Source organism: Cupriavidus taiwanensis (assembly GCF_900249755.1).
Taxonomy (GTDB): Bacteria; Pseudomonadota; Gammaproteobacteria; order Burkholderiales; family Burkholderiaceae; genus Cupriavidus; species Cupriavidus taiwanensis_D.
Window position 1 is genome coordinate 2,657,537 of sequence record NZ_LT976853.1, and the last position, 13,328, is coordinate 2,670,864.

The 13,328-nt window shown below is 68.0% G+C and carries 11 protein-coding genes; 7 read left to right on the plus strand and 4 right to left on the minus strand.

Annotated elements, in window-relative coordinates; all coding sequences use genetic code 11:
* Window positions 1–197 precede the first annotated feature (197 nt).
* From CBM2594_RS12145 to CBM2594_RS12155, 3 genes are all read left to right on the plus strand, one after another.
* Entirely contained in the window at window positions 198–1,301 is a 1,104-nt protein-coding gene (locus CBM2594_RS12145) for an aromatic ring-hydroxylating oxygenase subunit alpha (RefSeq protein ID WP_116357034.1), read from the plus strand.
* A 187-nt stretch (window positions 1,302–1,488) separates the two neighbouring features.
* On the plus strand, window positions 1,489–2,412 hold the full coding sequence (locus tag CBM2594_RS12150) for a DMT family transporter (RefSeq protein ID WP_116357035.1): 924 nt from the start codon (window positions 1,489–1,491) through the stop codon (window positions 2,410–2,412).
* A gap of 58 nt (window positions 2,413–2,470) precedes the next feature.
* Window positions 2,471–3,328 (plus strand): sulfurtransferase, encoded by an 858-nt coding sequence (locus CBM2594_RS12155; protein ID WP_116357036.1) that lies wholly within the window; start codon window positions 2,471–2,473, stop codon window positions 3,326–3,328.
* 2 nt (window positions 3,329–3,330) lie between these two features.
* On the opposite strand, the gene CBM2594_RS12160 is transcribed toward CBM2594_RS12155, so the two are convergent.
* From CBM2594_RS12160 to polA, 4 genes are all read right to left on the minus strand, one after another.
* Window positions 3,331–4,212 (minus strand): ZIP family metal transporter, encoded by an 882-nt coding sequence (locus CBM2594_RS12160; RefSeq protein WP_116357037.1) that lies wholly within the window; start codon window positions 4,210–4,212, stop codon window positions 3,331–3,333.
* Between the two features lie 110 nt (window positions 4,213–4,322).
* Entirely contained in the window at window positions 4,323–5,201 is an 879-nt protein-coding gene (locus CBM2594_RS12165; protein WP_116357038.1) for a dienelactone hydrolase family protein, read from the minus strand.
* Window positions 5,202–5,334: 133 nt separating this feature from the next.
* Window positions 5,335–6,660: an NAD(P)/FAD-dependent oxidoreductase gene (locus tag CBM2594_RS12170; RefSeq protein WP_116357039.1), complete on the minus strand. Its 1,326-nt coding sequence runs from the start codon at window positions 6,658–6,660 to the stop codon at window positions 5,335–5,337.
* A 191-nt stretch (window positions 6,661–6,851) separates the two neighbouring features.
* On the minus strand, window positions 6,852–9,671 hold the full coding sequence (gene polA, locus CBM2594_RS12175; protein ID WP_116357040.1) for a DNA polymerase I: 2,820 nt from the start codon (window positions 9,669–9,671) through the stop codon (window positions 6,852–6,854).
* A 4-nt stretch (window positions 9,672–9,675) separates the two neighbouring features.
* Here polA and CBM2594_RS12180 point away from each other — a divergent pair, with 4 nt between their 5' ends.
* The 4 genes from CBM2594_RS12180 (at window position 9,676) to CBM2594_RS12195 (ending at window position 13,209) form a co-directional block, all read left to right on the plus strand.
* Window positions 9,676–10,623 carry a TIGR00730 family Rossman fold protein gene (locus tag CBM2594_RS12180; protein WP_232346605.1) on the plus strand — a complete coding sequence of 316 codons (948 nt, stop codon included), beginning with the start codon at window positions 9,676–9,678 and terminating at the stop codon, window positions 10,621–10,623.
* Between the two features lie 223 nt (window positions 10,624–10,846).
* The gene (locus CBM2594_RS12185) at window positions 10,847–11,272 is read left to right on the plus strand and encodes a hypothetical protein (RefSeq protein ID WP_116357041.1); all 426 of its coding nucleotides are present in this window, start codon (window positions 10,847–10,849) and stop codon (window positions 11,270–11,272) included.
* A gap of 129 nt (window positions 11,273–11,401) precedes the next feature.
* Entirely contained in the window at window positions 11,402–12,406 is a 1,005-nt protein-coding gene (locus CBM2594_RS12190) for a homoserine kinase (protein ID WP_116357042.1), read from the plus strand.
* 5 nt (window positions 12,407–12,411) lie between these two features.
* Entirely contained in the window at window positions 12,412–13,209 is a 798-nt protein-coding gene (locus CBM2594_RS12195) for a BPSS1780 family membrane protein (RefSeq protein WP_116357043.1), read from the plus strand.
* Window positions 13,210–13,328 lie beyond the last annotated feature (119 nt).

The following is a 13,328-nucleotide window of genomic DNA, read 5'->3' on the forward strand; positions in this document are numbered from 1 at the left end:
AAAGACGACCCGGGTCGACTTTTTCGCTAAAAAGGCAAAAAAATCAGTCCCTTAACTTTTCGGGTCGGGTACAATCCCCCGTTCGCCGCCAGGGGTTGCAACCGTGTCCCGCCGGGCGGCAGTCTTTCCCAAATCGATTCAATTTTCGATGGTTGGGTTGTTCACTGCTTTCACCTGTTCATCTGGGAGTGGGGATAATGTCCAATCTCAGCACCGCGCTCAAGCTGGCGCCGGCTGATTCGCAACTGCCCGTCGGCGTCTACTTCGACGAAGCGCTGCATCAACAAGAACTCGAACTGCTGTTCAGGAATGGCCCGGGCTATGTCGGCCATGAACTGATGGTTCCGGAAACCGGCGACTACCACACGCTCAAGGCCGAGGACGAAGGCCGCATGCTGGTACGCAACGCCGCGGGCGTCGAGCTGATGTCCAACGTCTGCCGCCACCGCCAGGCCATCATGCTGAATGGCCGCGGCAACCGGCAGAACATCGTCTGCCCCCTGCACCGCTGGACCTACGACCTGAAGGGCGAACTGCTCGGCGCGCCGCATTTCGAGCAGCAGCCCTGCCTGCACCTGAAGCGCTCGCCGCTGCAGAACTGGAACGGCCTGCTGTTCGAGGGCCCGCGCGACGTGCGCGCCGACCTGGCGCGGCTGGGCGTGGCGCAAGACCTGAACTTCGACGGCTACATGCTCGACCACGTCGAGGTGCACGAGTGCGACTACAACTGGAAGACCTTTATCGAGGTCTATCTGGAGGACTACCACGTCGTGCCGTTCCACCCGGGCCTGGGCAGCTTCGTCTCGTGCGACGACCTGAAGTGGGAGTTCGGCGAATGGCACAGCGTGCAGACCGTGGGCCTGCACGCCGGCCTGAAGCGACCCGGCAGCCCGACGTACCAGAAATGGCATGACGCGGTGCTGCGCTTCAACAACGGCGTGCTGCCCAGGCACGGCGCGATCTGGCTGACCTACTACCCCAACATCATGGTGGAGTGGTACCCGAACGTGCTGGTGATCTCGACGCTGCACCCGATGGGCCCGCGCAAGACCCGCAATGTGGTCGAGTTCTACTACCCCGAGGAAATCGCGCTGTTCGAGCGCGAATTCGTCGAGGCCGAGCGCGCCGCCTACATGGAAACCTGCATCGAGGACGACGAGATCGCCGAACGCATGGATGCCGGCCGGCTGGCGCTGCTCAAGCGCGGCACCAGCGAGGTCGGCCCGTACCAGTCGCCGATGGAAGACGGCATGCAGCACTTCCATGAGTGGTACCGCCGCGCCATGGCCTATGCCGGCTAGTGCGATCAGCGCACAAATCACTGCATAAAGCCTGCAGCAACGGACCGCCCCGGCGGTCCGTTTTGCTTTGGCGGGCGATGTGCGCTGCTAGAATCATTGTCCGGCGCGGTTGACGCGGAGCCGCAGAGCCCCGCTCGCGCGCCGGCCTCCTCTCCTTCGCTCCTGCTCGCTTTACCGCGCCCTCGCCATGCAATCGCTCTGGATGCTGTTCGCCGCCTTCGCCTTTTCGCTGATGGGGGTTGGCGTCAAGCTGGCGTCCGACCTGTACACCACCGGCGAGATCGTCTTCTATCGCGGCCTGATCAGCGTGGTGATCATGTGGGTGCTGCTGTCGTCGCGCGGGGTCTCGGTGCGCACGCCGTACATGCTGTCGCATATCAAGCGCAGCGTGTTCGGCGTGACCTCGCTGATGCTGTGGTTCACCTCGATCTCGCTGCTGCCGCTGGCCACCGCGATGACGCTGAACTACATGTCGCCGGTATGGATCGCGCTGATCCTGGGCGCCAGCGCGGCGCTGGCCGGCACCGGCGGCAACGCCGACCGCCGGCTGGTGCTGGCCATCCTGCTGTCGTTCGCCGGGGTGATCTGCCTGCTGCAGCCGTCGGTGGGCAAGGACCAGTTGACCGGCGGCCTGGTCGGGCTGATCTCGGGCGTCTTCACCGCGCTGGCCTATGTCGAAGTGCGCGCGCTCGGCCAGCTGGGCGAGCCCGAGGGCCGCATCGTGTTCTATTTCTCGCTGGTCGGCATGATCGCCGGGCTGGTGTGGATGCTGCTGGGCGGCACCAGCCCGCACACCTGGTACGGCGCCGGCCTGCTGCTGGCGATCGGCATCCTGGCGACGCTGGGCCAGACCGCGATGACGCGCGCCTACAAGCGCGGCAACACCCTGCTGACCGCCAACCTGCAATACGCCGGCATCGTCTTTTCCAGCATATGGGGCATGATGATCTGGTCCGATCGGCTGAACTGGCTGTCGTGGCTGGGCATGGGGCTGATCATCGCCAGCGGCATCGCCACCACGCTGATGCGCGCGCGCCAGGGCACCGACGCCAAGCCCACGCCCGCCACGCCGGTCAAGTCGCCGGAGGCGGAAGTGCACCCCGAGGTGTAGCATCTTCCGGTAAGCCGATCCGCACTGGATTTCTTCTTTCGACCGCTACAGGATTCCCATGCAGAAACCGCTGATTTCCGTCACCGCACTGCAGTCCCTGCTGGCCGGCCCCGGCCGCTGCGTCGTCATCGACTGCAGCTTCGACCTGGCCGACCCGGCCGCCGGCCGCGAGGCCTACCGCACCGGCCACCTGCCCGGCGCCTTCTACCTGCACCTGGACAACGAGCTGTCGGGGCCTAAGAACGGCCGCAACGGCCGCCACCCGCTGCCGGACGCCGACGACCTGGTCGCGCGCCTGCAGGCGCTCGGCATCGACGACGATACCCCGGTGGTTGCCTACGACGCCCAGGGCGGCATGTTCGCCGCGCGGCTGTGGTGGCTGCTGCGCTGGATCGGCCACGATGCCGTGGCCGTGCTCGATGGCGGCAAGGACGCCTGGGTCAAGGCCGGCCTGCCGCTGGAGCACGATGCCGCCGCCGAGCCGGAAATCCCGGGCAAGATCCGCCGCGGCAAGTCGCTGGTGCCGACCGTCGATGCCGACGCGCTGGTCGCCAATCTCGACAACGGCCGGCTGCTGGTGGTGGACGCGCGCGCGCCCGACCGCTTCCGCGGCGAGAACGAGACGCTGGACCCGGTCGGCGGCCATATCCCGGGCGCGGTCAATCGTTTCTTCAAGGACAACCTGGACGCGGAGGGCCGCTTCAAGCCGGCCGGGACGCTGCGCGCGGAGTTCGGCGCGGTGCTGGGCACGCACGCCCCGGCGCAGGCGGTGATGCAGTGCGGCTCGGGCGTCACGGCCTGCCACAACCTGCTGGCGCTGGAAGCGGCGGGCCTGGGCGGCGCGGCGCTGTATCCGGGGTCGTGGAGCGAATGGTGCGCCGACCCGGCGCGCCCAGTCGCCACCGGCGCGGCCTGAGCCTAGTGTGACGAAGCCGCGGGCGCGGCGTGGCCGTGCCCGCCGTGGCTGTGCCGTTCGTGCACGCCGTTGGTGATGTAGACGATGGCGGCGATGCCCGCGGCCACCAGCACCACCTGGATCGCCGATTCGCGCCAGCGCGGCTTGCGCTGCATCTGCGGCATCAGGTCGCTGACGGCGATATAGATAAAGCTGCTGGCCGCGATCACCAGCACGTAGGGAATCCAGCCGCTCAGCTGGTCGAGCAGGAAGTAGCCGACCACCCCGCCGGCGATCGCCGCCAGGCTCGACAGCAGGTTGAAGGCAAAGGCGCGCGCCTTGGAGAAGCCGGCGTTGAGCAGCACGATAAAGTCGCCCACTTCCTGCGGGATCTCGTGCGCCGCGATCGCCAGCGCGGTGACCACGCCGATATGCGGATCCGCCAGGAACGCCGCCGCGATCACGATGCCGTCGGCAAAGTTGTGGAAGGTGTCGCCGACCAGGATGGTCAGGCCGCTGCGCCCCGCTTCCTCGCGGTCATGGCCGTGGTGGTGATGGTGCCCGTCGCCCTCGTGGTGGTGCGAATGGCGCAGCAGCGACAGTTTTTCCAGCAGGAAGAAACCCAGCAGCCCCGCCAGCAGGGTGCCGAACAGCGCGCGCGGATCGGCGCCGGACTCGAAGGCCTCGGGCAGCGAATGCAGCAGCGCGGTGGCCAGCAGCACGCCCACCGAGAAGCTCACCATGCGCTCGACCGCGCGGGACGCCACCGTCAGCGACAGCAGCGCCGCCCCGAAGATGCTGCCCACCCCCGAGATCGTGGCGGCGAGCAGGATGTACAAAAGCGTCGAATGGATGATGGGCTCCCGGGGTGGCGGTGCCGGGCGGCCCCGCCGTTCCGCCCGCATCGCGCCGGGCGGCAAACGCAACAATGTTGCAATAACTCAAAGGCCGCATTGTACGTATCCGCCGGGACTTTGCAATCCTGCCGTCGGACGGCAGGCCCCGCGCTGCCGGGTCAGGCGACGCCGTGCTGCCTGAACCAGTCCAGGCACTTCTGCCAGCCGTCCCGGGCATCGGCCTCGCGGTAGCTGGGCCGGTAGTCGGCATGGAAGGCGTGGCCGGACTCGGGATAGACGATGAAGCGCGACTTCCTGGCATCCGGATCGGACGACGACGCCAGCGCGGCCTTCATCTTCTCCACCTGCTCCAGCGGGATGCCGGTGTCCTTGCCGCCATACAGCCCGAGCACCGGCGCATGGAGCTGGCCGGCCAGGTCGATCGGGTTCTTCGGCTTGAGCGGCGTCGGCTCCGGCGCCAGCTGGCCGTACCAGGCCACGCCGGCCTTCAGGCGCTGGCTGTGCGCGGCGTAGAGCCAGGTCATGCGGCCGCCCCAGCAGAACCCGGTGATGCCCACGCGCGCGATGTCGCCGCCGTTGGCACCGGCCCAGGCCACGGCGGCGTCCAGGTCGCCCATCACCTGCGCGTCGGGCACCTTGGCGATCACCTCGCGCTGCAGTTCCTGGATGGTGCCGAAGCTCTGCGGATCGCCCTGGCGCGCGAACAGCTCGGGCGCGATCGCCAGGTAGCCCTGCTTGGCCAGGCGCCGGCACACGTCGGCGATATATTCGTGCACGCCGAAGATCTCGCTGACCACCAGCACCACCGGCAGGTTCTTCTTGCCTTCCGGCTGCGCGCGATAGGCCGGCATGCTGAAGCCGCCCGAAGGGATCGTGACCTCGCCCGCGGTCAGGCCGGCAAAATCGGTCTTGATCGCCTGCTGCGCCATCACCGGCAGTGCCGCGGCGGCAAAGGCGGAACCCAGCGCGGTCTTGACGAAGCCGCGGCGATCGAAGGTCTGGCCGGGGACCAGGCTATCCACTTCTGGTTTGAGCATGCGTGTCTCCAGGATCGTTGGTGGCTGGGCCGCCATGCGGCGCCAGCGCCAGATTTTAAGCAGACATGGAGAAAACATGGCGGCGCATGCCCGCCGTTGCCCCCACCCGCAAGCGGGGGAACCCGGCAATGTGTCAGTGCAGCTTGACGCGCGGGCTGGTCTTGCTGCGCAGCCAGTGCGAGACCGTGTCCAGCGCCATCCCCACCGCGCCATGCAGCGCCATCACGTGCATCCGGTACAGCGAGGTGTACATGAAGCGCGCCATCAGCCCTTCGATAAACATCGAGCCGCCGATCAGCCCGCCCATCAGGCTGCCGACCGCGCTGAAGTGCCCCAGCGACACCAGCGAGCCGAAGTCCTTGAAGGTGAACCGCGGCAGCGGCCGGCCCGCCAGCCGTGCGCACAGCGCCTGGTAGAGGAAGGTGGCCTGCTGGTGCGCGGCCTGCGCGCGCGGCGGCACCGAGGTCTGCTTCTCCGGCCACGGGCAGCTGGCGCAATCCCCAAAGGCGAAGATGTCGGGGTCGCCCTCGCTCTGCAGCGTCGGGCCGACCACGATCTGGCCCTGGCGGCTGACCGGCAGGCCCAGGCTGGCCAGCACCGCGGGCGCGATGATGCCGGCGGCCCACACCGTCAGGTCGGCATCGATGGTCTTGCCGCTGGCGGTCAGCACGGCCTGCGGCGTGACCTCGGTGACGCGTTCGCTGGTGAAGACGTCGACGTCCAGCTTCCTCAGCAGCTTGGCGGTCTCGGCCGAGACCCGCTCGGACAGCGCCGGCAGGATGCGCGGACCGGCCTCGACCACATGGATGCGCACGTCGCGGCGCGGGTCGAGGCGGTGCAGGCCATAGGCGCTGAGCACGTGCGCGGTGTTGCGCAGCTCGGCCGACAGTTCGACGCCGGTGGCGCCGGCGCCGATGATGGCCACGTCCACGCGCGGACGGCCGTCGTCGCCCACGCGGCCGCGCCCGTTCTGCGCGCGCACGCAGGCCGCGATCAGCCGCTTGCGGAAGCGCTCGGCCTGCGCCACGGTGTCGAGCGCGATGGCATGCTCGGCCGCGCCCGGCACGCCGAAGAAATGCGTGACGCAGCCGATCGCCAGCACCAGCGTGTCGTACGGCAGTTCGCGCGCGGGCAGCAGCTCGGCGCCGTCCTGGTCGACGCAGGCGGATACGGAAATGGTCTTGCGGGTGCGGTCGATGCCGGTCAGCTCGCCCTGCTGGAACTCGAAATGATGCCAGCGCGCCTGCGCCGCGTATTCGAGCTGGTGGGTGTTGGGATCCATGCTGCCGGCGGCCACTTCATGCAGCAGCGGCTTCCAGATATGGGTGGGCAGGCGGTCGACCAGCACCACCTGCGCCGCGCCCTTGCGGCCGAGCTTGTCGCCCAGCCTGGTTACCAGTTCCAGCCCCCCTGCTCCGCCGCCGACGACGACGATGCGGTGCGTCCTTGTTTCTGTCATGGTCTACCTGCTGCGTTTTTATGAATGCTTGCCTGAGGCGTTTGCCACAGTCTGCTGCATTGCAGCATGGCTGGCAAGCGCCACACGCCGACTCAGCAGTCGCTTCATTCGATACCGCTGCGCAGGGGCGGCGAGCCGGCCGCGGCGCCGGCTCGCCAGGGGGAGGTCTTCAGCGCGCCTTCAGCGGGCGTTTAGTGCGCTTCCTCCCAGTTGGCACCGCTGCCCACTTCGGCCACCAGCGGCACGCGCAGTTCAGCCACCGTGCACATCAGCTCGGGCAGGCGCGCCCTGACCAGTTCCAGCTCGTGCTCGGGCACCTCCAGCACCAGTTCATCGTGCACCTGCATGATCTGCCGAGTCTGCAGGCCGTCGCGCTCCAGCCAGTCCTGCACCGCGATCATCGACAGCTTGATCAGGTCGGCCGCGGTGCCCTGCATCGGCGCGTTGATGGCGGCGCGCTCGGCGGCCTGGCGGCGCGGGCCGCTGCCGCCGTTGATATCCGGCAGCCACAGCCGCCGGCCGAACACGGTCTCGACATAGCCCTGCTCGCGCGCGGTCTGGCGCGTTTCTTCCATGTAATGGGCGACGCCCGGATAGCGCATGAAGTAGCGGTCGATGTAGTGCCTGGCCGCGTCGCGCTCGATGCCCAGGTTGCTGGCCAGCCCGAATGCGCTCATGCCGTAGATCAGGCCGAAGTTGATCACCTTGGCGTAGCGGCGCTGCTCGCTGCTGACCGCCTCGCGTTCGACGCCGAAGATCTCGCCGGCGGTGGCGCGGTGGATGTCCTCGCCGTTGGCAAAGGCGCGCAGCAGGTTCTCGTCGCCCGAGATATGGGCCATGATGCGCAGCTCGATCTGCGAATAGTCGGCCGACACGATCACGCTGCCCGGTTCGGCGATAAAGGCCTCGCGGATGCGGCGGCCTTCCTCGGTGCGCACCGGGATGTTCTGCAGGTTGGGCTCGGTCGACGCCAGCCGCCCGGTCACCGCGGTGGCCTGGCCGTAGCTGGTGTGCACGCGCCCGGTTCGCGGGTTGACCATCTTCGGCAGCTTGTCGGTGTAGGTGGACTTGAGCTTGGCCAGGCCGCGGTAGTCCAGCAGCAGCTTGGGCAGCGGGTAGTCCTCGGCCAGCTTCTGCAGCACCTCTTCGTCGGTCGACGGTGCGCCGCTGGCGGTCTTCTTCACCACCGGCAGCTTCATCTGGTTGAACAGGATCTCGCCGATCTGCTTGGGCGAACCGAGGTTGAAGGGCTGGCCCGCGGCCTCGTAGGCCGACTGCTCCAGCGCCAGCATGCGCAGGCCCAGCTCGGCGCTCTGCGCGGCCAGGCGCTCGGCGTCGATCAGCACGCCGTTGCGCTCGACCTTCTGCAGCACCACCGAGACCGGCATCTCGATCTCTTCATAGACGCGCCGCAGCCCCGCCGCGGCCTCGACCTGCGGAAACATCTTGCGATGCAGGCGCAGCGTCACGTCGGCATCCTCGGCGGCGTATTCGGTGGCGCGGGCCAGGTCGATCTGGTCGAAGCCGATCTGGCTGGCGCCCTTGCCGCAGACCTCTTCGTACGTAATGGTCTTCAGGCTCAGCAGGCGCTCGGCCAGGCTGTCCATGCCGTGGTTGCGGTGCGAGGCCAGCACGTAGCTCTGCAGCATGGTGTCGTGCGCCACGCCGCGCAGCTGGATGCCGTGGTTGGCGAACACATGGACGTCGTACTTCAGGTTCTGGCCGAGCTTGGGGCGGCTGGCATCTTCCAGCCATGCGCGCATGCGTTCCAGCACGAACTCGCGAGAGAGCTGGCCATGCTCGGGCAGGCCGGCCACGTCCGGGCCGCGATGCGCCACCGGGATATAGCAGGCCTCGCCCGGCGCCGCCGACAGCGAGATGCCGACCAGCTGCGCCTGCATCGGATCGAGCGAAGTCGTTTCGGTGTCGATCGCCACCAGCGGCGCGGACTCGATGCGCCGCAGCCAGTCTTCCAGCATGCCTTCGGTGGTGACGGTCTCGTAGCGGATCTCGGTCGGTGCGGCATCCTCGACCGGCGACGCTGCGGCGTCAGCCGCGGACGCAGGCCCATCGAACAGGCCGCCCTGCGCGGGCGCGCTGGCCGCGGCACGGGCGCGGGCCTGGGCGCGCGCATCGGGCAGGCTTTCGCCGGTGGCTTCGCGCAGCCAGGTCTTGAAGCCATAGCGCTGGAAGAACGTGACCAGTTGTTCCTTGTCCTCGCCGGTCTCGCGCAGCGCGTGGAAATCGGCGACCGACTTGCTCAGATCGCAGTCGGTCTTGACCGTGACCAGCCGGCGCGCCATCGGCAGCCATTCCAGCGTGTTGCGCAGGTTCTCCCCGACCACGCCCTTGATGCCGGGCGCGGCCGCGATCACGCCGTCGAGCGAGCCATGCTCGGCCAGCCATTTGACCGCGGTCTTGGGGCCGACCTTGGGCACGCCCGGGACGTTGTCGACGGCATCGCCGATCAGCGACAGATAATCGATGATGCGCTCGGGCGGCACGCCGAACTTGGCAACCACGCCGGGAGGATCGAGCACCTCGCCGCTCATGGTATTGACCAGCGTGACCTGCTCGTTGACTAGCTGCGCCAGGTCCTTGTCGCCCGTGGACACCACCGTGCGCACGCCCTGTGCCATGGCCTGGCGCGACAATGTGCCGATCACGTCGTCGGCCTCGACGCCGTCGACCACCACGATCGGCCAGCCCAGCGCGCGCACGGCCTCGTGGATCGGCTCGATCTGGCGCGCCAGGTCCTCGGGCATCGACGGGCGGTGTTCCTTGTAGGCCGGATAGAGGTCGTCGCGAAAGGTCTTGCCCTTGGCGTCGAATACGCACGCGCTATACTCTGCCGGGTAGTCGTTGCGCAACTTGCGCAGCATGTTGATCATGCCGTAGATTGCCCCTGTGGGCAGACCCTCCCCATTCCTCAGGTCCGGCAAAGCGTGATAAGCGCGATACAGATAGCTCGATCCATCGACGAGCAAGAGTGTTTTTGGACTATCCGACATTCCCATGGACTCAAAATTGACTGGTGCCGCTGCAGGCGGTGCCTCGACCGCCCCCCTTGCTGACCCGGATGTTGCTGATATCTCCGGCGATACCGTACAACCCCCGCCGGAGGCTGCCGCCGAGCACGCCGCGGCCGTAGCCGCCGCGGCCGATGCCGCCGCCGCGGGCAATCCGCCGGAAGTTGCTGCTGAAAAGGCTGCGGCGGCGGCGGCGCGCGCCAATCCGCGCAAGATGATCCCCAGCCTGCGTGCGCTGGCCGACGAAGACCGCGCTACCGCAAAGAAGGCGCGCGCCTCATGGCAAATGTTCACGATTATGGCAGAGTTCATCGAGGCCACCGAGTACCTGTCCGAGATCCGTCCGGCGGTGTCGATCTACGGCAGCGCGCGCCTGCGCGAGGATTCCCCGTACTACCAGCGCACCATCGAGATCGCCCGGCTGTTCTCGGACGCCGGCTTTGCCGTGATCTCCGGCGGCGGCCCCGGCATCATGGAAGCGGCCAACAAGGGCGCGCACGCCGGCAAGTCGGCCAGCGTCGGCCTGAACATCGAACTGCCGCACGAGCAGCAGGGCAATCCGTACCAGGACATTGCCATGCGCTTTCGCCATTTCTTCACGCGCAAGGTCACCTTCGTCAAGAATTCGGACGCCTTTATCGTGATGCCGGGCGGCTTCGGCACGCTCGACGAACTGGCCGAGGTGCTGACGCTGGTGCAGACCGGCAAGTCGCGCTCGGTGCCGGTGATCATGTTCGGCAGCCGCTTCTGGAAGGGGCTGCTGGACTGGTTCCGCTTCACGCTGCTGCCGATGGGCCTGATCGCCGAGCACGACCTGGACCTGATGAAGATCGTCGACGAGCCGCACGAAGTGCTGGAAGCGGTCTACGACTACTACGAGCAGCGCGGCGGCGACAAGCCGATTCCGCCAAAGGAAGAGATGTTCTACCTGTAAGGCCCGGGGGCTCGGCACGACCGGTGCGCCGCGGCCACGCATGCGCCACCCGGCACCGTGGCGCAGGTGCCCCGCGGGGCACGGCGGCGGCCTGTGCGGGGCAGGAATTGCTAGAATGGAACCTGTCCGTCTGCCAAGCCCGGCGCCGCCGGGTTGCAGTCCAACCGCCGCATGCCGCGGGGTTGCGCGCAAGCCGCGCCGCAGCCCCGCACAGGAGCCCCTGATGACCTCCCCCTCCACCGCCCGCCCGGTCCGGCCCACGCGGTCTGCCGACGTCGGCGAGCCTGAATCGCCTGCCAGGCGGCCCGTGTCCGGCCTGGCCGTGGCCGCCGCGCTGGCGCTGGCCTCCGGCTGGGCCGTCGCGCAGGAAAGCAATGCGCTGACCCAGCAGGAGCTGAACCAGATCAACAACCAGCCGATCGCCCCGGCCGCCAGGTCGCAGCTGAACCAGCCGCGCGAGCCGAGCTTCCAGCTGAACGAACGCGACGGCACCCAGGTGCGCGAGTACCGCGACAAGGGCCGCGCCACCGATATCCAGGTCAAATCGGGTTTCGGCACCAGGTACGAGATGAGCAAGCCGGAAGACAGCTCGCCCAAGATCCGCGAGCACGACGTCAACCGCGTGCCTTCGGTCAACCTGAAGTTCTGAACCCGCTTGCCCACGGCCTGGCATGAGCGCCAGGCCGCGCCGGCCCTCCGGCAGTCATGCCGCGGCGGCGGCCCGGACTTTGTCCGAAACAGGCGCCCGCCGCTTTCCGATTCGCTTCACACAACGAGTATGGCCGTATTCACCACGGTCTCGCAGGACGAGATCGCACGCTGGCTGCTGGATTTCGACCTTGGCGAAGTGCGCGAACTGCGCGGCATCGCCTCGGGCATCGAGAACAGCAATTTCTTCCTCACCATGGAGCACGAGGGCCAGACGCGCCAGTACGTGCTGACCATCTTCGAGCGGCTGTCGTTCGCGCAGCTGCCGTATTACCTGCACCTGATGGCGCACCTGGCCGAGCGCGGCATCCGCGTGCCCGCGCCGATCCCGGCGCGCGACGGCGAGATCCTGCGCCCGCTCAAGGGCAAGCCCGCCACCATCGTCACGCGCCTGCCGGGCGCGTCGCAGCTCGCCCCCGACGCGCAGCACTGCGCCGAGGTCGGCGACATGCTGGCGCGCATGCACCTGGCCGGCACGGACTACCCGCGGCGCCAGCCCAACCTGCGCAGCCTGCCCTGGTGGCAGCAGACCGAGCGCGAGATCCTGCCCTTCCTCGATGCCGGCCAGCGCGCGCTGCTGCAACGGGAAATCGCCCACCAGGCCGCGTTCTTCGCCAGCGCCGCGTATGCCAGCCTGGGCGAAGGCCCGTGCCACTGCGACCTGTTCCGCGACAACGCGCTGTTCGAGGAAGACGGCAGCGGCCGCCACCGGCTGGGCGGCTTCTTCGATTTCTACTTCGCCGGCCATGACAAGTGGCTGTTCGACGTCGCGGTCACCGTCAACGACTGGTGCATCGACCTGGCTACCGGCGAACTCGACCCCGCGCGCGCGCAGGCGCTGCTGCGGGCTTATCATGCGGTCAGGCCGCTGACCGAGACCGAGGCCGCGCACTGGCAGGACATGCTGCGCGCGGGCGCGCTGCGCTTCTGGGTGTCGCGACTGTGGGACTTCTACCTGCCGCGCGAGGCCGACATGCTGCAGCCGCACGATCCGGCCCATTTCGAACGCATCCTGCGCCGGCGCCTCGACGCACAACCCGCGAACCCTGCGAGCGCCCCGCTCCCCTGGATCTGACCCGTATGCAACTACTGGAAGTCCCCGCCAAGGAAGGCTACACCTGGTTCCGCCAGGGCATCTGGCTGTTCCGCAAGAACCCGCTGACCTTCCTGATGCTGCTGTTCGTCTACCTGATCGCCGCGCAGCTGGCCATCGTGGTGCCGCTGGTCGGCATCATCGCGCTGCTGGTGGTCACGCCCGGCCTGTCGGTCGGCGTGATGACCGCCTGCCGCGACGTGATCCAGAACAAGCGGGTGCTGCCCACCGTGCTGCTGGCCGGCTTCCGCGCCAACGGCAAGGAAGCCACGCGCAACCTGCTGGTGCTGGGCGGCATCTACGCCGGGCTGGTATTCGTGCTGGGCCTGATCGCCGGCGCGGTGGTCGACATGAGCGCGCTGGTGCCGATCGTGCTGAAAGAAGAGGCGCCCACCGCCGAGGCGGTGCGCCAGCTGTACTACGCCATGCTGATCGGCGCGCTGCTGTACACGCCGATCGCGATGATGTTCTGGTTCGCGCCGCTGCTGGCCGCCTGGCACGGCGTGCCGCCGGTCAAGGCGCTGTTCTTCAGCTGGACCGCGTGCTGGCGCAACCGCGGCGCGTTCTTCACCTACGCGGTGCTGTTCGCGATGCTGCTGGTGGCGATTCCGTTCTTCCTCGAAGCGGTGTTCAGCGCCTTCGGCGCCGAGACCGTGCTGTCGTTTTTGGTGACGCCGTATTCGCTGCTGATGCTGGCGATCCTGTATTGCTCGTTCTATGCGACGTACCGGGGCTGCTTCAACGTGACCCCGCCGGGAGTCGAACCGGCCGCGCCGGCGGTCTGAAGCGCAAGCTAGAGCGAGCGGTTTTGGGTGCTCCCAAGCCGCCCGCTCTGGCCCAGGCAAGGTGTTCTCCCTCTCCCCTCATGGGGAGAGGGTCGGGGTGAGGGGTGGTCTGGCTAGGC